15 protein-coding genes are annotated in these 22507 nt (G+C 36.7%); 7 read left to right on the top strand and 8 right to left on the bottom strand.

Going from position 1 to position 22507, the window contains the following annotated elements:
- Positions 1 to 319: 319 nt before the first annotated feature.
- The 3 genes from ABVT42_RS15725 to ABVT42_RS15735 form a co-directional block, all read right to left on the bottom strand.
- Entirely contained in the window at positions 320 to 1006 is a 687-nt protein-coding gene (locus tag ABVT42_RS15725) for an outer membrane beta-barrel protein (protein WP_353895760.1), read from the bottom strand.
- Between the two features lie 346 nt (positions 1007 to 1352).
- A complete protein-coding gene (locus ABVT42_RS15730) occupies positions 1353 to 1673 on the bottom strand; it encodes a DUF3718 domain-containing protein (protein ID WP_353895761.1) in 321 nt (106 codons plus the stop codon).
- 159 nt (positions 1674 to 1832) lie between these two features.
- Complete coding sequence (locus tag ABVT42_RS15735) at positions 1833 to 2582, bottom strand: SIMPL domain-containing protein (protein WP_353895762.1); 750 nt, start codon at positions 2580 to 2582, stop codon at positions 1833 to 1835.
- Positions 2583 to 2897: 315 nt separating this feature from the next.
- Here ABVT42_RS15735 and ABVT42_RS15740 point away from each other — a divergent pair, with 315 nt between their 5' ends.
- Positions 2898 to 3830: a M14 family metallopeptidase gene (locus ABVT42_RS15740; protein ID WP_353895763.1), complete on the top strand. Its 933-nt coding sequence runs from the start codon at positions 2898 to 2900 to the stop codon at positions 3828 to 3830.
- A gap of 49 nt (positions 3831 to 3879) precedes the next feature.
- Here ABVT42_RS15740 and ABVT42_RS15745 read toward each other — a convergent pair whose 3' ends face one another.
- On the bottom strand, positions 3880 to 10017 hold the full coding sequence (locus ABVT42_RS15745; RefSeq protein ID WP_353895764.1) for a GAF domain-containing protein: 6138 nt from the start codon (positions 10015 to 10017) through the stop codon (positions 3880 to 3882).
- A 261-nt stretch (positions 10018 to 10278) separates the two neighbouring features.
- Positions 10279 to 10611, bottom strand: coding sequence for a tRNA-binding protein (locus tag ABVT42_RS15750; protein ID WP_353895765.1), 333 nt, complete (start codon positions 10609 to 10611; stop codon positions 10279 to 10281).
- Between the two features lie 135 nt (positions 10612 to 10746).
- Between ABVT42_RS15750 and rsmD the strand changes: the two genes are divergently transcribed.
- The 5 genes from rsmD (at position 10747) to ABVT42_RS15775 (ending at position 17270) form a co-directional block, all read left to right on the top strand.
- Entirely contained in the window at positions 10747 to 11343 is a 597-nt protein-coding gene (gene rsmD, locus ABVT42_RS15755) for a 16S rRNA (guanine(966)-N(2))-methyltransferase RsmD (protein ID WP_353895766.1), read from the top strand.
- Positions 11344 to 11571: 228 nt separating this feature from the next.
- Positions 11572 to 11931: a YciI family protein gene (locus ABVT42_RS15760; protein WP_353895767.1), complete on the top strand. Its 360-nt coding sequence runs from the start codon at positions 11572 to 11574 to the stop codon at positions 11929 to 11931.
- A gap of 149 nt (positions 11932 to 12080) precedes the next feature.
- A complete protein-coding gene (locus ABVT42_RS15765) occupies positions 12081 to 13304 on the top strand; it encodes an RNA polymerase sigma factor (RefSeq protein WP_353895768.1) in 1224 nt (407 codons plus the stop codon).
- A gap of 151 nt (positions 13305 to 13455) precedes the next feature.
- Positions 13456 to 14400, top strand: a complete 945-nt coding sequence (locus ABVT42_RS15770) for an ABC transporter substrate-binding protein (RefSeq protein ID WP_353895769.1) — start codon at positions 13456 to 13458, stop codon at positions 14398 to 14400.
- Entirely contained in the window at positions 14400 to 17270 is a 2871-nt protein-coding gene (locus tag ABVT42_RS15775) for a sensor domain-containing protein (protein WP_353895770.1), read from the top strand. The genes ABVT42_RS15770 and ABVT42_RS15775 overlap by 1 nt, the downstream gene beginning before the upstream one ends.
- A 25-nt stretch (positions 17271 to 17295) precedes the next feature.
- On the opposite strand, the gene ABVT42_RS15780 is transcribed toward ABVT42_RS15775, so the two are convergent.
- The 3 genes from ABVT42_RS15780 to ABVT42_RS15790 all read right to left on the bottom strand — a co-directional run bounded on the left by ABVT42_RS15780 (position 17296) and on the right by ABVT42_RS15790 (position 20756).
- Positions 17296 to 17799, bottom strand: coding sequence for a GNAT family N-acetyltransferase (locus tag ABVT42_RS15780; RefSeq protein ID WP_353895771.1), 504 nt, complete (start codon positions 17797 to 17799; stop codon positions 17296 to 17298).
- Positions 17800 to 17893: 94 nt separating this feature from the next.
- The gene (locus ABVT42_RS15785; RefSeq protein WP_353895772.1) at positions 17894 to 18712 is read right to left on the bottom strand and encodes a class I SAM-dependent methyltransferase; all 819 of its coding nucleotides are present in this window, start codon (positions 18710 to 18712) and stop codon (positions 17894 to 17896) included.
- Entirely contained in the window at positions 18705 to 20756 is a 2052-nt protein-coding gene (locus tag ABVT42_RS15790; protein WP_353895773.1) for a M3 family metallopeptidase, read from the bottom strand. Before ABVT42_RS15790 ends, ABVT42_RS15785 begins: the two co-directional genes overlap by 8 nt.
- A 246-nt stretch (positions 20757 to 21002) precedes the next feature.
- On the opposite strand from ABVT42_RS15790, the gene gorA reads away from it, so the two are divergent.
- Positions 21003 to 22352, top strand: coding sequence for a glutathione-disulfide reductase (gene gorA / locus ABVT42_RS15795; protein ID WP_353895774.1), 1350 nt, complete (start codon positions 21003 to 21005; stop codon positions 22350 to 22352).
- Positions 22353 to 22507: the final 155 nt, after the last annotated feature.

Below are 22507 nucleotides of genomic sequence, written 5' to 3' on the forward strand. Positions count from 1 at the left end.
ATGAAAGATAACGTATAAAGGTCACTCGATTTTTATATCAAATATTGACGATTCAAACCGAGTTAGTTGATAGTTTATTCAGTCAATAATTTGTTCAGCCGATAATTAGTTCGAATGATAATTCGCTTGGTTGATAAGACATTTAAATTATTGAAACGGAAAACTGGGTAAAGATAGTTTTTGAAAAGACAAAGTAAATCATTAAATTTTTTGTGATTTTGCCTTAAATCGCAACTCATACAGAAATATGGCCAACAGATTAAAGCGTTGACCATAATGATTGATAAATATAGGGGAATAAAAATATCAATCGTTCAATTTAGAAACTGAACGATATAAAAAAAGATGTTTGCATTAAATCATGCTCATACTTATCAATTGTATCTTCATCCACGATGCTGTATTGCATATTGTAACGGTTATAGTCCATGCCAACTTTCGTTGTATTCGAAATATAGTAAGCAACACCAACACCATAGAATTGTTCAGTACTTGCTTTTTTCAACATCGAAGATTCGATAACTTTACCTAAATAGGTTTCCTTGGTTTTTCCGCCAACTTCTGAGTTGATAATACCTGCACGAGCAAAAAAGAACCAGGGACCATTTTTCGGATCCGTATGCAGCATTAAACTGGCAGTGATACCTTCACCAAACATATAAGAGCTTTCTAAAACTTCAATAACATCTTCGCCAGTATCATATTCACCGTAGAAATCACGCAATATAAGCGCTTCACCAAAATCAACAAACCCTAATCCAGCAGAAAAATACTCGGTGAGGCTCATATCGAAATTAATTCCATAAGAAGTCGCGGTTCCCGACAAATTAGACACTAAATCCAGTGGATCAGTTGAAACATTAGTGTGCTTGGTTTGTCCAACTTTAGCCGTTACATGAAAAATACCATGATTAGTGCCAGGAGAATCAGAAAATGGAGACGCCGCAAAAGTAGAAGTTGACGACAGGATTAAAGCTAGGGAGGTTAGTTCCTTTAAATAATTCATTTCACTATAAATTGTCTGGTTTTAGGAGCTGCGTATAATATAAGAACTTGCCAGTATGGATCAATCACTTATATCAAATAATTAAAACGGCTAAATGGCCAAGTGGGAGAAATAAATTACCAAAAACCATCAATCAATCCGCAAATCGAATGACACTACTTTATTCATACTTTACTTGATTATTTTTATTGCATAACTTATAAACAGTTACCGAATTAATAATCAGTTACCGAATTAAGTTAGGTAATTTATTAGATACAGAACGGTAAATCCTTTAATTCACCGAATGTTTAGACAATTCAGCGAATTAAAGAAATGAAGCATAAAGATACGCGATTAAATTAGATTATTCAGCCATTTCTTTTTGATAGCGCTCCAGATATTTAAAGTTATCTAACTGGCCGGCTTTAGCCGCGAAATCGGCGATGCTGACACCATTACACTGAATATTATTCGCAATATGACGTACAGTCATACCACTTTCAGAGACCGCTTTTTTAAGTCTCGCGGGGCTACCCTGGGCAGCTTGAACACAAATTTTAGTATAAAGTGAAGTATTATCAGCAATATAGGCCTTCTCTTGTGCGAAACTAGCTCCGCTTGCCAAAAGACTACTACAAAATACTGCCACGGTGGCATTGATTAATTTTTTACAATTGGAAGACATTCAAAGCGCTCCTGATTATCACTGGTTGAAGTCTCTAGTGTAAAAAAATCATATGAATGATGTTTGTCTAAAAAACCATCAATTGTTACAAAGTGACTATTCCGTTACATTCTATTTACATTCTGAATGTTCCAACTGTACGAATTAGTTCAATCCCCATTAATCGACCAAATAAAAAGTAATATTCGTCACCACTCTCACATCCTTTTGAATACTTTTAGTATCGCCATAATCTTGTCCGGCATCACGCACATAAAAACTACCTTGTCTGGCATTACGAATACCACCAACAGTTACACCGGCATTTTCGGCAAATTCATTGGCCGCAATACGTGCATTTCGTGTTGCTTCGCGCAGCATATCGGGTTTGATTTCATTAAGTCTGGTAAAACGATAACTAGGCTCATGATTGGTAATATCAATACCTTTTGCAATCAGTTGGTTTATTTTCGCCCGCACATCAGAAACCATTTTAACTTTATCCGTTTCAATATCGATAGAACCGGTTAACTGATGTCTTTCATCAACTAATTGTTGATTATCGTTTCTAAATTCGGTCTTATAATAATTTAAAACACCAATTTTAATTTCATCTTGCTCAAAATGATTTTGCTTTAATAATTCAATAATAATTTGCTTTTGCTTTTCTGACTCTTGATAAAGCCCTGGAATTTCACTTTTATTATTCCCTGTAACGGTAAAAGAAATTGTCCAGTTTGCTCTATCTGCCTGTACACGCCTTTCAGCAAGCCCTTTTGCCTCTGCCGTATTCAACGCAATTTTAGCATTCACCATAGTTTGACTAATAAAGTAACCCGCAGCAGCAATACCTATGGCCAAACAACTGCCCAGTAAAAATTGGCCAAACAGGTTATTTTTTGCCGTTCCGCCGGATGTATTTGCGTTCATGAGTATCCCCCTGAAATTTAATGTTCAATACTAAGTCGATGTTTAATCTATGCTACTATTGACGTGTATCAAGTTTATCAATGCGCTATTTCAGCCAAATATTCTGACGAAGTAAACAATCAATGATAAATAGCTCACTATTAAATTGCCAAAGCATACGCTAATTATCTATCTTTGAGGTTGAATTTTTCTTAATATATCAAAAACTTATAATAGTAAGTAAAAAAGCGAGCTGATATTTCGGCGTTGAGACTGACACTAAAACTACCTATAATAGAAAAAATAAATGTATAAAACTAAATTGGTTTTTTAAAGATGACTCAAGATAATCAAACAAATGGCGCTTCATCTTCTTCGTCCTCCTTAACTCAATGGGGAGATAAAGAACGTCAAGACTGGTTTCAAAAACAGGTTATCAAGCGTTCATATCAGGATGAAGTCGTATCCAAAATCAAAACACTGACTGATAAGTTTGAGATTATCCAATATGGCTCACTCTCCTGTAACCCTGAGCAGTACCCATTATTTGCAATTAAATCGTTAAACTGGGATGCAAACAAACCAACAATCCTAGTGACCGGAGGTGTACATGGCTATGAAACCAGCGGTGTTCATGGTGCATTGGGTTTTGCTGAGCAAAAAGCCCTTCAATACCCACACTATAATTTTGTTATTACACCTTGCATCAGTCCTTGGGGCTATGAAACCATCAACCGGTGGAACAATCTAGCTATCGATCCTAATCGTTCTTTTTATCAGAACAGTCCTGCAGAAGAGTCAGCCAATCTAATGGCTTTTATTCAATCACTGAATACTGAGTTCTTAATGCACATCGACTTGCATGAAACGACTGATACAGATAATCAAATATTTTTACCGGCTCTTGCAGCGAGGGATGGCGTTAAACCAACTATTTGGGAAATTCCCGATGGTTTTTATGTAGTTGGTGATGCAGAAAATCCAGCCGATGAATTCCAAAAAGCAATCATTCAATCAGTTGAAAATGTAACCCATATTGCGCCATCAGATAACAACAACAGAATAATAGGTGAGCCGGTGAGTCAGCACGGCGTGATAAACTATATGGCACAAAAACTCTTTTTATGTATGGGTTTTACCGGTGCAAAATACTGCTCTACAACCGAAGTTTATCCCGATAGCCCCAAAGTCACGCCCCAAGAATGCATCGACGCACAGATTGCCGCAGTTATTGGTGGGCTTAATTATCTTGACAGTTTAAACAGCTAATCGATTTGATTTATAAGTTTAATGAATATTGGTCACTTAAGCCAAACGTTTAAATGACCAACTCAATCTCTACAATATAATCCATTAGGGTACGGCTTAATAGTTTTAAGTTGCGCGAAGTTGGCGCTCGGTTGCTTTTTAATTCCAAGTCGACTTTTTCAGCCAGTTGAAAGAGTTCATCCATGCCTAACTCTCCTGCCGAACCTTTAAGTTTGTGCACTATTTTTTCGGCAGCTAAAAAATCTTTTGCCCTGACCAGCTCCATTATTTTTATTGAATCATTACTATGATTTTCATGAAACATTTTTATTAATTCTAGCGCAAAATCTTCACTACCAAATTTATCTGATAAGTACTGCAAATTAAAAGGATGATTGTCATTAGCAATCGCTTTATCTTTACAATTATTGCGGCATTCAAATTGATATTTTTCTTCGTCAATTTTTATTTTCTTATCACCAGTTAAATTGTTTTTAATTACCTCAAATAACTCAAGTCGTTCAAAAGGTTTACCAATAAAATCATTCATGCCACAGTCAATACAACGCTCGCGGTCTCCTTTCATCACATTAGCTGTCATGGCAATGACTGGAAGTTTGTCAGCACTAATCGTTTCACGAATAATTTGAGTTGCGCGATAACCATCCATTACGGGCATTTGCATATCGAGCAATACTATATCAAACGGATGTGTATTAACCAAATCAACCGCTTTCTTACCGTTATCAACAATCGTAATAGTTGCACCAAAATCCTGAATAATTTCTCTTGCAACTTGCTGGTTAATCGGATTATCTTCTGCTAATAAGATATTGATTCCTTTCAGCTGATTAGTGAGCTTACAATCATTAATCTGTTTAGGTTGTGAAAAAGAACGGAAGTTTTTATTTAAGCGACTTAACAGCATTCCGACTTTAACCGGTTTAGGGAGAACTTGAATATCGTATTCGAGAAAAGGCAATTCAGAAAGGTGCGGTGCGGGTTGAATTAATAAATAATAATTTGCTTCACTAATTTTTTGTCGTAATTTTTCAGCAATTTCCAGCCCGGTAATTTCCTTAACTTCATCATCAATGAACACATGAATATGGCGAGTCGCACTAAACTTGATATTAAAATCATTCTGCATAATCTGTTCAACATGGTAATGGTTGAATTCTATATCAAATCGAGCACAAATATGCTCCCATGCAGTAATTTGATAATCGGTATCAGAGACAAATACAGCACTGACATTTTTAAAATTATAATGGGGTATTTCGGCACTTTCATTGACCGCAATGCGAATATCAAAAGAGAAAATGCTACCAACACCAAGTTCGCCATCAACTCTTATTTCACCACCCATCATAGAAACCAGTTGTTGGCAAATACTCAATCCCAATCCAGAGCCACCAAAGCGCCTGGTTGTAGCATCATCAGCTTGTGTGAAAGACTGAAAAATTTTATCTCGCTTATCAACATCGATACCAATACCAGTGTCTTTAACAACAAAAGATAAAATCCCCGATTGAGACTCAGAAACTATCAATAAAATATAACCAGTTTCGGTAAATTTAACCGCATTCCCAATTAAATTAATGAGTACTTGCGAAAGACGTAAGGAATCACCATTTCGTTCAAGAGCTACGTTTGCCGAGAGATCAATACAAAAATCAATTTGTTTCTCATTCACTTTACTCGAAAACAAATCGGTTATATTTTCAAGAACTTCCAATAAATTAAAGTTAATATTTTCAAGCTCTAGCTTACCATGCTCCATTTTTGAAAAATCAAGAATATCATTAATAATTGCCAACAGTGTTCTTGCAGAGGTTGAGCTTTTAGAGACATAGTCTCGCTGTTTACGACTTAATGAAGTTTCGCCTAGTAGTGAAAGCATTCCCAAAATACCATTCATCGGCGTTCTTATTTCATGACTGACCGTGGCTAAAAATGTTGATTTCGCAGCGTTTGCTTCTTCTGCTTTTTTAGTTTTTTCAGCGAGTTCAGAGTAAGCTTTATTTAGCTTTCTTTCTGCATATTTTCTTTGTAGCGCTTCGGCGATATGTGTCGAGACAAAGTTAAGAATATTAACCTCTTTTTCACCAAAAAGATTTCCTTCATCATAACTTTGCAACACCATAATCCCCAAAATATCACCACTGGAAATTAACGGCACTCCAACCCAGTCAATTGGATAAGGTCCAATGCATTTAAGTCTGCCTTGTGCTTCCAACTGCTGAATATCTGATTTAGTAAAATGCGTTATTTCACCACATTCATATACATAGCCGGTTAACCCAATATTAAATGGAATACGATTCATCCCCACATCATATTCATCAACTACATATTTCATTTCAAACTGATTAAAATCTTTATTGGCAATAGCAATGTAGAAATTTTTCGCCACCATTAAGTTGCTGATAGTTTCATGTAATCTTGAATAAAGCTCTTGTTCAGTTGTACACAACTGAGGCATTTCGGAAATTTTAAATAATGCTTTTTGCAATTCTACAGCTTGTTTACGCTGAATAATTTCTTTTTGTAATAACTGATTAGAAACCGTCAATTCTTGAGTTCGTTTACGAACACTTTCTTCTAACTGTGAATGATATTCATGTCGTTCAATCGTAGACATAATTGACTGTGCGACAAATATAAGTAACTCTTTATCAGACTCTGTATATTGAATATCTTTCATATAAGATTGCACCGCCATAACCCCAGCGACACCTTCTGAACCAACCAACGGAACGCCAAGATAATACTCAGAAGTCGGTCCCATTAAAATAATTACCCCATCCTCAGCCATTAATTCAATACGACGTTTATCAACCATTAAAGGCTCACCGGAAACAACAACATGTCGAGCAAGGCTGCGGTTACGCTGCTCTTTAGGCAACTCTTCTAAAAAGCTGTAATCAAACCCATCATCATCATCGTAAAAATAGATCCAATTCATTTCTTGAAGACTTTCATTCCATAGTGCCACATAAAAACTTTCAGCATAAATCAGTTCTTTAATTGCTACGTGGATTTCAGCAAATAGGGTTTGTAATGATATGTCTTTATTTGCAAGTTTTGATACATAATAGAGCGTTGCCTGTATCAGTTCGCTGCGCTCACGTTCAATTACTTGCTGTTCCAATGACGCATTGGTTTCTGCTAATTTATAGGTTCGCTCTTCTACCCTTTTCTCTAATGCTTCTTGCGCTTGCTTTCTCTCAAGTGTCAGTGCAATTTGATGCGAAACAAATTCCAGTAAATTTCTATCTTCATTACCCAGCTTTTTATGTTCATCATAGCTCTGGGTTGCAATCATACCTAAAATATTATTTTCAAGTTTAAGGGGAACACCTAACCAATAAAGCGAACGTTTACCAATATACGAGTCATCACCGATAATTTGTGAAGTATTATCTGGCGTCCTTAAAATGGACTCTCCAGTTAATAATACCTTTCCGGTAGAAGTTTTTAAAATGTCACTACTGGGAATTAAGCAGACTTGTTCAATATCCATTTCATCTTCGATATCAACAAAGTATACAAATTCAACTTTTTCTTTTGTTTTATCATACAAACAAATATAAAGATTTTCAGCACCAATTAACCGCATAATTATTTCATGAATGGCTGAGTACAATCGATTCATTGACTCGGCCCCCGAAGCTAAATCAGCAATTTGAAATAGAGCGGTTTGTAGTTTTTTAGACTTTTCGGTAATTTTAATTTGATATTTCAGTTGCTCATTAGAAAGGTTCAACTCATTGGTTCTTTCTTCAACCATAAATTCGAGAAAGTCTTGGTTTCTTTTACGCTGTATGGCTGTTGCAACATGCTGCCCAACAAAAATCATCAGCTCCTTATCCTTTTCCGTATAATAGAAATCAGGCAAATAACTTTGCAAAGCCATAATACCAATGACTTTATTTTCAACCATCAACGGAACACCAAGCCATGAAACCGTTTCTTCACCGAGGGTCTTCAATTTGTGTTTTTTAACAAGCTCAGCAATCCCCTTTTTGGTAGTTAATAGCGGTTTTCCTTGACGCATAACAAAACCAGTTAAGCTATTTTTTAGACTATGAGCAGGCATTTCAGAAAATGAATTCACATCAAAGTCATCCATAGTGTCAACATAGTGAACCATCTTGATCTGATCATTTTTTTCATCTTGAATAGCAATATATAAATTTTCACTATATAGTAAGGTGCCTATAATTTGATGAATTTGTTGATAGAATAACTCCAGCTCAATATCCATATTAGCCAGATTAGCTATTTGATAAAGCGCCGACTGTGTCGACTCTGTTTCTTTACGAATTTCAATTTCTTTTTCAAGCTCTTCGGTTCGCTCTTTAATTTCTTTTTCTAAATTAAATTTGTAACGTTTGCGCTCAATCGCAATGGCCACATGATGGGCAATAAACTCTAATAAGTCGCGATGCCATTCACTATAAACAATATCTTTATGATAACTTTGAATAACCATGATACCAATGTTTTTGTTGTTATTCTTTAGTGTTACGCCCAACCAGGATTCAAACAAACTGCCAATCAATTTAAAGTTATACTTCTCTATTAAATCGTCTAAATCTTTTGGATCAATTAATAATGACTGATTAGAGCGATAGAGCACTGTTGTCAGTGTGTTTTTATTAATCGGTAGTTTCATATTTTCGATTAACTGTCCATCAAGCTCATCTCTGGCATAATGAATAACCAGGCTATCACCTTCGGCTAGTCCAATATAAAAGTTTTCTGTTTGAAAGAACTGTCGAATAATATGAAATAGATTATCAAAAAACTTATAGAGATCTTCAGCACCTGATGCTAAGTTAGCAATTTCATACAACGCACTATGCAGCTTTTCTGCTTTTGTGACTTCATCAAATTGTTCTTGCAACTTTTTATTGGTATCTTGCAAAGCCAGTGTTCGCTTATTGACTAATTCTTCTAGCTGACTTTGCACACTCTTGCGTTGAATTGCATTGGCTACAGGTTTTGCCACATACTCCATAAGCAGCATATCTTTATCATTATAAATTTTTTCTTCAATATATGATTGCAGAACAATCGCACCAATCGTTTCTTCATCGATTCTCAATGGAATTCCTAACCATGAGCGCGTTTTGGGACCACGCCGAATAATTTCACCTTGTTCAGCGAGCAACTCAATATCTTCATTACGTAGAACCAGCGGTTGATCAGAACGAAATAATCGAGCGGTTAAACTTTTATGCGTAGTACAGTCGTACGCTTTAAAGTCACTGAGAGATGTATCATCCTTTGAATCAGAGTAGTAGGCAAAGCGATAAAGATTACCCTCTCTTAAAACAATATACAGATTTCGAGCATAAATTAGTGTTGATATCAGACGATGTATTTCAAAGTAAAAAGCATTCAGACTAATTTTTGAGTTAGCTAGTTCTGCAATATTCAGCAGCGTATTTTCTGTTTTTTGCAGCATCCGTCGCATTCGAATTTCTTCGGTCAGTTTATCGGTGCGATCAGCATATTTATGTTCTAGATTAAGCTTTTGTAATTTTCGCAAGAGTGTAGAAGCAACCATATTGCCAATGTAATCAAATAGCTGACAGCTGCGTTCTTCAAAATAATGATCTTCAGAATAACTGTGTATAAACATCATACCAATAGCTGAACCATCAACAACTAATGGAGTACCTAAAATTGAACGAGGTCTTTGCTGTGAAAAGAAAAAATCATCTGAAAACTGGCTTTGATTGATTTGAATTTCGGTTAATAGTATTGCGGAGGTTTGTTCAAACAAATAAGTGATAATATTATTTTGGTTAAGCCCAATCAACTCGGGTAAATTAGCCCGGCATTGTTCACTCGCATATGCACATTGCAACGCATTTTTGTTGTCGGTTAACAGTAATAGGCAAAAATTTTCTGTATTAAATAACTGATTAATAATATCATGCAATGATCGATAAAAATGAGTTAGATCATTTTTATCGATGGCTAATTCAGAAATTTTAAATACAACCTGCTGAAGTTTTTGGTTATAAGTTGCTTCTTGGGTACGAAAAAACAGTTGTTGTTTTAATGATTCAATTTCTGCATCTTTATCATTTAACTGCGCACTTAATTCCTCAATTGAAGGGTTCACCTGTTTTTCCGAGAAGTCAGGATTCGGAGATTGTGTTGTCAACTTTTCATCACGTCTTTGCGACATACACGCTACACAAGTTAAGATTAAAAGAATTTGTCACTTAAAAGTATGGTTGATAAAAATGAGAAATTCCAATAATAATATGCTTGAATATTGATAAAAACTTCTTTAATAATAAATATTTAGGTGATGTCATAAAATTAAATTAAAAGGCATTAATTAATATAGACAAGATCGTTTTTTTCTTTATACCTTTTACGATGAGTTTTGCTGATTTTTATAAATTGACTGTTTGTTTATTGACCAGAACTATCATCATTCGAACTAGGCCATTCGCGTTCCGTTAGGCACATACCTTTCAACACTGCTAAGCACCACGGCTCCATCTTCTTGGTGAAACCCGGTAACCAGACACTCTGACATTATTGGTCCAATTTGTTTAGGTGGAAAGTTGACAACGGCAATAATCTGTTGACCAACAAGCTGCTCTGGTTGATAAATCTGAGTAATTTGCGCACTCGATTTTTTTATACCGATCGCCTCACCAAAATCAATTTTGAGCAAATAAGCCGGTTTAATTGCTTCTTGAAAAACGCTGGCTTCTATAATGGTCCCTACTCTCATTTCAACTTTTTGAAAATCGTTCCAGCTTATCATGTTTATTTCCTCTATATTAAGATTATTATTTTGTTTTCAACAGCTTAATGCTTGTGATAAATACGCCGTTCTAACCATTGTGGTCGATGTGTATCTCTATTAAAATACAATGTAAAGTCAATTTGCAATGAAATTATGCAACAATCAAAGCCCCGCAATCAAAGTGATAAAAAACAATCTAATTTGACCCAAGGTACTTTACGTATAATTGGGGGTCAAATGCGTGGCAGAAAACTGCAGTTTGCTACAGTAGACGGACTCAGGCCAACTCTAGATAGAATTCGCGAAACTTTATTTAACTGGCTAATAGCTGACATCCATCAAGCCCATTGTCTGGATTTATTCGCAGGAAGTGGTGCCTTGGGATTTGAAGCCATTTCGCGTGGTGCTGTGCAACTTACTTTTGTCGAGAAAAGTCCCAAGGTAGTAATAGACCTTAAAAAAAATTGCCAATTACTCGCTATTGAGAACGCTAAAATCGTCAATCAGAGCTTTGAGAAATTTTTACACACTAATCAACAGCAATTTAACTTGGTCTTCTTAGATCCTCCTTTTGGTCAAGCAATGCTTACCGATATTGAAGCCAGGCTCACCCCACATTTAATGCCGGGCGCATTAATTTATGTAGAACATGAAAAAAACACAGCTGATCAGGTAGATTTTTCATGGGACACGGTCAAATCCAAACAGACTGGTAGTCTGGTGTATTCTCTGTACCGCTACGGAGCTTGAATGTTTGGTTCTATTAATTTATTTAACGAATATTCTGCTTAAATAATAAACACTTACATCGCTATCATTCAAAATGATAAATATTCTGTAAGTTTTTTATTTATTTTGTCGATTTTCAATTGGCTTATTCGTCTTTATAACAGTTGCCGATAAAAGCTATAGATAGCAATCATCAATGACAATTATTGTAAATAGTGCAATAAACCAATCACAATACAGGAGAATACCATGCAATTTTTATGTTTAATCTATGAGTCAGAAGCACTGATGGGCTCGCGTCCTGATTCCGAAAATGAGCAAATTTTTAATGAATATATGCAATTTACTCAAGAAGTAAAAGATTCTGGGCAATTTATTGCTGGTGATGCCCTTCAACCGACAGCAACCGCAACGACGGTAAGGGTCAGAAATGGCGAAACCATTATAACTGATGGCCCATTTGCCGAAACGAAAGAACAATTAGGGGGTTACTATTTGTTAGAATGTGATACCTTGGAAGAAGCGATTTCCTTAGCCGCCAAAATCCCCAGCGTGAGAGATGGTTCAATAGAAGTTAGGCCAATTATGTTATTTGACGAACAATCATAACCATCCATATAAAGTTGCCAATATTGACAATTATTAAGAACATATTGGCATTTTATCATTACTACACGACGATACTCTTGCTGAAGCGATAACTTCTTAAGTTTTTCAAATCGCTGTATACTGCTTTTATTTTTAAACACCAATCGCTAATGAACAGGGTCAACGCACACATTCAAGCCGCATATCCCCAAGCATTGGCACGTTTAATGACACATTTAAAAACAATTGACTGCGCCGAAGAATATTTACAAGTTGCTGTCGAAAAGGCGCTATTCAACTGGCCCAAAAACTTACCTGACAGTCCAGCCGCTTGGTTGATTCGTGTAGCACTCAATAAGTATATTGATCACTATCGAATTGAGCAGAAAAAAGTATCACTCGAAGCTTTGCCAGAGCCAACCCTACTACCCGATTTGAATGAGCAGGCGCTGTTATTAAGCTATAACGATGACTTACTCCGCTTGATTTTTACCTGCTGCCATCCGGCACTTAATCAACAAACTCAAATCATTCTGGCACTGAAACATGTATTAGGTTTATCGATTACCCAAATTGCCAGTGCGCTGGTTATCAATGAAACAACCCTAGAACAGCGGTTACTACGAGCTAAAAAGAAAATATCAAGTAATCAGATTCCCTACCAAACACCTTCTTGCAAAGACTGGCCTACTCGTCTGGCAAGTGTATTAAAAACTATTTACCTATTATTTAACGAAGGCTATTTTCCTTCCGATAATCAGATATCGATTCATGATGAGCGTTGTAAAGAAGCGATTCGACTTGCCAGACTACTCGACCAATGTATAAAAAATGATGCCGAAGTGAAAGGATTACTCGCCTTATTATTGCAGCAAGATGCCCGCTCACCCGCAAGAATTTCTGCACAAGGAAACTTTGTATTACTTGATCAACAAAACCGGCATTTATGGAAACAAAAAAATATCCAGGAGGGTAATATTTTAGCAGAAAAAGCCATTAAAATGGGCAAAGGTACACCATATGCACTCCAAGCAGCAATCGCATCACTCCATAATAATGCAGTAAGTAGCGAGCAAACCGACTGGTTACAAATTTACCAGCTTTATCAATTACTGATTCAACAGGATCCGAATCCTGTCATTCAATTAAATGCGGCAATTGCATTAGCCAAGAGCGGTCACCCACAAACCGCCATTGAACAAGTCAAACAGTTAGCAGAGCAACTGGACGGTTATCGTCACTATTATACCTCACTGGCAGGTTTATATTTTGATAATGGCCAGTTTCAACTAGCACTTGAGCATTATCAAATCGCTCAGACCCGGCAACGCCGACACATTGAAAAGTCATTTATCATCAATCGCATATTACAATGTCAACAACAACTCTTTTAATAAATCTTCTTATGTTGAATTTTTTTAACTCGAATCGATTTAAAAAAACTATCTTTTTCAATTCTTGCAAGTTTCTATTTAGAGAAAAATCCTTTAAATTGAAGTAATTTAGCTATACTTAAACAAAATATAGCTGAAAGAGTAAGTATCGATGCGTTTTTTGTTTCTCCTCATGGGATTCATTTTTAGCCTCAGTAGTATTTCAGCAACTGAGGAACCGATTAGAATAGGGACAACACTTTGGCCAGGTTACGAACCTATCCATCTGGCCAAGTCATTGGGTAAATTGGAACCGCATAATATTCGAACTATCGATTACCCATCGACAAGTGAAGTGCTCCGAGCTTTTAAAAACCATACGCTTGAAGTTGCAGCATTAACATTGGATGAAGTCGTCAGTTTAGTAGAAAATGATACACCAGTGAAAATCATTTTGATTTGCGATATTTCAAATGGTGGCGATGTTATTCTTGCTAAACCATCAATCAAAAATGTTACTCAACTCAAGGGAAAACGCGTTGCCGTAGAAAGTTCGGCGGTGGGCGCTTATCTACTAAGCCGAGCGTTGCAGCTCAATGATGTACAGTTAAAAGATATTCAGGTTGTCAATATGGACGTCAATAGTAATATGGCAGCACTAAAACAGGATAAAGCCGATGCTTTTGTTACCTACGATCCCATTAAAACCAGACTATTAAATGAAGGGTTGACACCTATTTTTAGCTCTAATCAAATTCCAGGTGAAGTTGTCGATGTTTTGGTCGTACATGAATCCTTTTATTTACAACATGCCGAAAAGATTCATGCGCTAGTCGATGCCTGGTTTGTCGCACTTAATGAGATACAAAAAAATCCACTAAAAAGCTATCGATTTATTGCAAATCGCATGAAAATCAGTGTTGATGAAGTGGCAAAAACCTATGAAGGATTAATCTTACCTAATGCAAGAGAAAATTTTGATTTGTTGACCGGCGAACATCCTAAATTAAGAGAAACTATGGAGCGCTTGGTTAACTTAATGCAGCATTTACAATTAATCAGTCAAAAACCTAGTCTCTCTAACCTGATAACCGATGAGTTTATTCCACAACAATAATGAGAATTTCATTAAAGTTTTTATTAGCACTATTACTGTTTGGGTTTGCATTACTAGCGACACTGGTTAGTTTTATTATCAGCAAACAACAGGTTACCGATCGGGTAACCAAAACCATTACCAAGCAATTACTCAATGACTTAAACCTGATTCAAAGTGAATTTGAACGCTATATCATCTATGGTCAAGCGGAAGGTATCAGCCAGTCCGTTGCGGCCAAATCATCAGAAATTGATACCTTGCTACTTGTCGTAACCTCACCCAATGGAAAAGTTAGAGCCTCAACATCGCCCGTTGATATTGGTAAATATTGGAAGCAACTTAATTACGAATTTAATTCCAAACAATATCAAAGAGTACTTGAAAAAAACACCTCCTCTGTATGGTCATCGACAGAAAACCAATGGATTGATGGTATGGTTCCTATCTGTCAAAGTAATTTTCAAATTAGCTTAAGAAATCAGCAATGTGGTGTAGCTATTTATCGAAAAGATTTAACCTACAAAACAAACGAAGTCTTACAAGGAATCATCACTCAGTCAGTCTATATCGGTATTGGTAGTATTATAGGGGCTATTTTTATATTAATTATCACTCACTACTTAATCACTGAGCGAGTCATAAAAATTAAAAATATTTTAATTCGTTGGATTGGCGGCGAAAGAGATGTTCAAATTCAATTAAATATTAATGATGAACTTTCCGATATTGCCTCATTAATTAATGAACTGGTACAACGGTTTAGCGAAGAAGAAGAAGCTCTACAAAGAAGCGAACAACTAAAGCAGGCAATTATTAATAGCGCAAATTATTCAATTATTGCAACATCACCTGAAGGCATCATTACTTCTTTTAATAAGTCAGCAGAATATTTATTAGGTTTTAAAGCGGAAGAACTAGTCAATAAAAAAAATCCAGAGGCTTTTCATGATAAACATGAAGTTAGCCGAAAAGCAGAAGAATTAAAGCACCGATTTGGTATTGATGTACAACCCGGTTTTGATGTTTTTGTCGCGATTCCCAGTATGGGCGAAGTCTATGAAGATGAATGGACTTATGTGCATAAAAATGGAGATAAAATTCCCGTCCACTTATCAATTACCGCTTTATTTAATGAACAAGGCGATATCGAAGGCTATCTGAGTATCGCTTATGATATTAGTGCAAAGAAAAAGAATGAAAGAGATTTATACCTAGCAGAAAAAGTCTTTAACAATACTAATGAAGCCATCATGATTACAGATGAAAATTTAAATATTGTTAATATTAATCAGGCATACTGTAGTATTACTGGCTTTTCTAAGAACTATGCGATAGGAAAAAAAGCCAATATTGCCTACTCAGGAAAACACGATAAACTTTTTTATGAGGAAATGTGGCAAAAAATCGCCCATGAAAATCATTGGAGCGGTGAAATATGGAATCGACGTAAAGACGGCGAAATTTTTCCAACCTGGCTAACTATAAACACTGTGCGCGGAAAAGATAATCGTATTTGTAATTATATTGGTTTATTCAAAGATATTACTCAACAAAAGCTGGCAGCAGAAGAGCTGGAAAAACTAGCCTATTATGATCAATTAACTCAATTACCCAATCGCGTATTATTTAATGAAAGACTTGATCGTATGATCATTCAAGCAAATCGAGAAAACAAAAGATTTGCCTTGATGTATATGGATTTAAATCGATTTAAATATGTTAATGATACTTATGGTCACGAAATTGGTGATGAATTATTAATTCAGGTTGCTCAGCGACTAACAAAATCCGTCCGAGAATCAGACACGGTTGCCCGATTAGGAGGTGACGAATTCACCATTATTTTGTCAGAACAAAAAGAGCTGATTAATCTAAATGATATTACCGGCATAGCCAATAAATTAATCAATGTTATTAACCAGCCATTTATGATTAATAATTTAAACTTATATGTTGGCACGAGTATTGGTATTTCAATTTATCCAAATGATGGTACTGATACATCCAGTCTGTGTAAGAATGCGGATACCGCAATGTATAAAGCGAAAGAATCAGCCGCAGCAAACTATAAGTTTTTTGCCGAATATATGAATAAAGAAAATCACTCAAGACTCGAACTAGAATCTGCGTTGCGCTCAGCAATGAAAAACAATGAATTCAGCTTACACTACCAACCTATTATTAATATCACTAACCAAAAAATTCTCGGTTTTGAAGCGCTATTGCGCTGGCAGCATCCGCATCTCGGTAATATTTCACCCGAGCATTTTATCCCTATTGCCGAAGATCTCGGATTAATTAATGAATTAGGCGACTGGGTATTTTGTCATGCACTTGAGCAATTGAGAGAGTGGAAAACCAATATTTCACAAGAATTTTATATTGCAATCAACTTGTCGGCTAAACAACTCCAATCGAACACTTTGGTTACATCGTTAGTAAACACTATTGAGGAGTATCAAATCAATCCTCAGAATATTCACATTGAAATTACCGAAACCAGTGTCATCTCCGATCCTGAAATGGCCGTTAAAAAACTTAAAAAACTACGCGATATCGGTTTTAAAATCTCTATTGATGACTTTGGGACAGGTCAGTCATCTTTAAATTATCTAAAAAAATTTCCAATTAACACCATTAAAATTGATAAAACCTTTGTTAAAAGTGCGGAGTCAGATCAGGTTGATATGGCCATAGTCAAAGCCGTTTTATCTATTGCTGAAAGTATGGATTTGGCAGTCGTCGCGGAGGGTGTTGAAACCAAATCCCAGGAAAAACTATTATTAGGCGAAGGCTGTAAAATTGGTCAAGGCTACCTTTACTCTAAGCCATTACCTGCCAGCCAGGTAAAACAATTATTTAATCGGAAATTACGCCTAGTTGAATAACATGGATTTTAACACATTCATTTTTTTACCATTGAGTTTCAAAACGATGTACTAAATAGCCATACTTTTGATATTGCGCTACATGTTGTAACCCCGACTTAAGCATTACTTGTTGAGAAGCAATGTTTTCATCAACTGCTTCGCCAAAAATTTTGAATAATTTTAGTTTTTCTTTAGCATATTGCAGCGTGGCTTTAACCGCTTCGGTCGCTAAACCTTGTCCCCAATAGACTGGTAGCATTCGATAGCCAATATCGGGCAAATTATCTTCTGGTTCAAACTTAATACCACAAAAACCAATGATGCGCGCATCCAATTTATGGATTAGTGCATATCGGGCATAGCCGTATTGTTGATACTCTTTTAACCAAACATTTTCGATTAGTGCTTTAGCATTTTCGCGTGACTCTACCAATTTGTCGCCAGTAAACTCAATAACCTGAGGATGACTTGAAAATTCATAAACCGCATCAACATCTTCCAGTGTAAATTCACGCATTTGTAGGCGGGGAGTGTCAATAAGAATCATTATTTTATTTCCTGTTAGTGAAAGTTTAAGACTCCATGATTAGCCATAAATCATTTAATCTGCCATTAACATCAGATTTATCATATCGTAGCATCTAGTGATTCAAATAAACATCATAACGAAATTTTTTGGCAATAATTTCGTGATTAGGCTTTTTACTGGCTAAGTGCTCAGCTCCTTTTGGCCGTTTCACCACGACACGTTTCACGCCACTTTTAAGCGTATTTATCATTAATTGATCGGCATCGGCATCTTCACCAGCCAAAACTTTAAAAATCCGCATCTCTTGTTTGACTAACGCCGACTTTTTTCTCTCGGGAAACATGGGATCAAGATAAACAACATCAACTTTTCGTTCCCTTATCCAATGCTCATTAACCTGTAAACTATCATAATTTTCCAAATGCATACATGCAGAAATATCAGGCCACTTTTGTTGTAAACGGTTTAGTGCATTTTCAAGCAATAAATAAATAGGTAAACTCCGCTCATGCATTATTACTTCACAACCAAGCATCGCCATAATCAATGAATCGCGCCCCATGCCAGCAGTGGCATCAAAAACTTTTGGCCGGTAATGCGGTTTACAACCTATTGCTTTAGCAACAACTTCATTACTTTTACTGACTCTTGCTGCACGAAAGCCAACTTCGCCTTCGGCTAAATCGAATTGTAGTCGAGTAACTCGCCCGTTCAATTCCAAATACAGAGATAACCAAGGATGGGAATAAGCAAAATAAATCTGATTAGCAACTGGCTTAAATCCACTATCAACGATAGTCATATCAAACTGTTTTGCCAGTTGCACAATTTTATTATTTACAATCTCGTTATTTGCCAGTGGACTTTTTTCTGTAAGTTGTTCGGAGGTCTGTTGCGCAGCTTCATAACCGATAAAATACAAATTATTCATACACATTAGATGTGTCAATGCCAGCGTGGCGCAACAATGGTTCAACCGATGGTTTACGACCGCGAAACGCAACAAATAATTCCATCGGATCGGCTGAACCGCCCTTTTCCAAAATATTGGTTAGAAATTTTCTACCTGCCGCTTGGTTTAAAACACCTTCTTCTTCAAATAAAGAAAATGCATCTGCAGATAAAACTTCAGCCCATTTATAACTGTAATAACCAGCCGCATAGCCACCTGCAAAAATATGTGAAAAACTATGCTGGAAACGATTAAATTCAGGTGGAGGCATAACCGCAACTGCTTTGCGAATTTCATTTAGCTCTTGTTGAATAGTATCAACTTTTAATGGTTCGGCCATATGAATTTTAATATCAAAAAGTGAAAATTCGATTTGGCGTACCATCATCATTGCCGATTGAAAGTTCTTTGCTTCAATCAACTTATTCAATTTATTTTCGGGCAAAGGTTCGCCGGTTTCATAATGTCCGCTTATTTGATTAATAACTTCGGGATGATAACAAAAGTTTTCCATAAACTGACTGGGTAATTCAACAGCATCCCAAGGTACATTAGAAATTCCCGAGGCCGCCAGCTCATCGACTTGCGTTAACATATGGTGGATACCATGACCAAATTCATGAAACAAGGTCACCACTTCATCATGAGTTAATAATGCTGGTTTATTTTCAGCAGGTTCGGCAAAATTACACGTCAGATAGGCAATTGGAATTTGGATTTGCTGGGTATCAGTTTTGTAACGGCTTTGACAAACGTCCATCCACGCACCGCCACGCTTATGCTGACGAGCGAACAAATCCAGATAAAATTCAGCAATTACCTGATTGTCACGTAACAACTCATAATGTCTAACTTTAGGATGCCAAATAGCCTTATCATTAGTTTGTTGAAAAGTCACATTGAATAGTTGCTCAGTTAAATCAAACAGCCCCTGCATCACTTTATCGACCACGAAATAAGGTCTTAATTCAGACTGAGATATTTCAAAAGTTTTCTGTTTTAATTTTTCGCTGTAATAAGCCACATCCCAAGACGCAAGTTCATCAATACCGGACTGTTTTGCATAAGCCTGCAATGTTGCCAGCTCATCTTTGGCCTGCTGATGCGCAGCATGATTTAACTGCTCTAAAAACGCGATTACTTGCTCTGGTGATTCGGCCATTTTTGATTCTAGACTCAACTGGGCAAAATTATCAAAACCTAATAGTTTAGCTTTGGCATTTTTGAGTGATAATATTTCTTCCATGATAGGCCCATTATCATATTGCCCTTTATCAAAACCGAGTTCTGATGCCCGCGTAACGTAAGCATAATAAACTTCTTCACGCAGCTTTCGATCATCGGCATAAGTTAAAATTGCAAGATAGCTAGGTATTTCTAAGGTAATTAAATACCCGCTCTCACCACGAGCTTTTGCATTCGCGGCCAGAATTTCTAATTCAGTTTCGGGTAAACCGTTGAGTAAGTTTTTATCACTAATCGGTTTGCGCCAGCTCATAGTGGCATCGAGTATATTATGTTCAAACTTTGATTTAAGTTGTGATAAGCGCTTTTGAATTTTTGCAAATTCAGCCTGCAGCGCTTCAGATAAATCAACACCCGATAATCGAAATCCCAACAATGAATCTTTTAAAATATGGGTTTGTGTTGCAGTCAGTTGCAGATTTTCTCGGTCATCATAAAGCGCTTGAGTTGCACTAAATAGCGCTTTGTCCTGCCCAAGCTGTGTAGAATAATCGGTTAAATGGCTAAGCCCCTTATCGTAAGCTTCTCGCAATGCCTGACTGTTACATACGCTATTTAAATGAGATACCGGCGACCAGGCTTTGCCCAGCCGATTTTCTAGAATATCCATCGGCAGCATGAAATTTTCCCAGGTTTTATTGGGTAGCTGAGTCAACGCTGCAATTTGCTGACGATTATCGGCAATTATTTGTTCAATAGCTGGCTCAACATAGTTAGCATCTATGTCATTAACATGCTCGATAGGATTTTGTAATAATAAAGGGTTGGTTATAGTCATATTGGAATAGTATTTCATTAGAAATCATTGCAAACTACCCACAAGTTTAATTGCTTATCTGGTTATGTAAAGTAGTCAAGCGTAACTTTTTATAGATTGAACAACGCTTCAGTCGACCAGATCAATCATTTTACATGCGTAAGCTTTTCGTTTTTTGAAACTGATAGCGTCATCAGTTAACTTTTAACCAATGAATTATCGGATAAATCAACTTATTCAGATAATATTTACAGTAACGGGATTTATATGACTCAATATGATTACGATTATCTAGCCATTGGCGGCGGCAGTGGCGGTATTGCATCAGCAAATAGAGCCTCAATGTATGGTAAAAAATGTGCCATTGTCGAGGCAAAAGCCCTTGGTGGAACTTGTGTCAACGTTGGTTGTGTCCCGAAAAAAGTCATGTGGTTTGCTGGGCAAATTGCTGATGCATTTAAATTGGCACCAGATTATGGATTTGATGCACAAATCAACAGTCTCGACTGGTCGACCCTGGTTAAAAATCGTGAAGCCTATATTGGTAGGATTCATCAGTCTTATGATAATGTTCTAGGCAAAAATAAAGTTGACGTTATTCAAGGATACGCGACTTTAGTCGACTCACACACGGTTAAAGTGGGTGATAAACATATTACTGCCGAACATATTTTAATTGCAACTGGCGGAGAACCGATGATTCCCGATATTCCGGGCAAAGAACATATTATTGATTCTGATGGTTTTTTCGCACTCGACAAACAACCGAAAAGCGTTGTCGTCGTTGGCGCAGGTTATATAGCAGTTGAAATCGCTGGGGTTTTTAACGCACTCGGTAGCGAAACCCATCTGGTAGTTAGAAAAGAGCATCCGCTACGAGAATTTGATGAAATCATTTCAACAACCTTGACCGAGCAAATCCAGCATGAAGGAATTGTTTTACATAATCACACACAAATTACTCAAATTGACAAAGCTGAAAATGGCCAATTTGTATTGACCACTGATGGTCAAGCGCTCCCCAATGTTGATGCGGTCATTTATGCCATTGGACGTAATCCACATACACATAGTTTAGGCTTGGAAAATGCCGGAGTAAAAATGGATGAGCGCGGTTACATCATTACTGATGAATATCAAAATACCAATATCCCTGGCATTTATGCCGTCGGTGATAATACGGGGCGCGCACAATTAACGCCTGTTGCAGTTGCTGCTGGGCGTCGTTTATCAGAGAGATTATTTAACAATAAGCCAACGGATAAACTGGATTACACTAACATTCCTACCGTCGTTTTTTCGCATCCAGCCATAGGCACCGTCGGTCTAACAGAAACTCAAGCACGCGCTGAATTTGGTGATGCGGTGAAAACTTATACCTCGAGTTTTACTGCAATGTACACCGCCATTACTGCTCATCGTCAACCGACAAAAATGAAACTGGTCTGTGTTGGCCCAGAAGAAAAAGTTATTGGTATTCACATCATTGGACTGGGTGCCGACGAAATGCTACAAGGTTTTGCCGTTGCGGTAAAAATGGGTGCAACAAAAGCCGACTTTGATAACACTGTTGCCATTCACCCTACATCAGCAGAAGAGCTGGTTACGATGCGATAACCGAGCGCTATTAAATTCACGCCTTTCGATACAACACGTTTCGTCGTATAAACCGATGAAATGTGTTGTACCCTTGAAATAACGTAATTAAGCGTAACTTTCATTATGTAAGCTAATCAAATTAAGCTAAAATGCGAAGATTCTATAAAATTATC

Origin of the sequence: Aliikangiella maris (assembly GCF_040719265.1) — a bacterium.
Taxonomy (GTDB): Bacteria; Pseudomonadota; Gammaproteobacteria; order Enterobacterales; family Kangiellaceae; genus Aliikangiella; species Aliikangiella maris.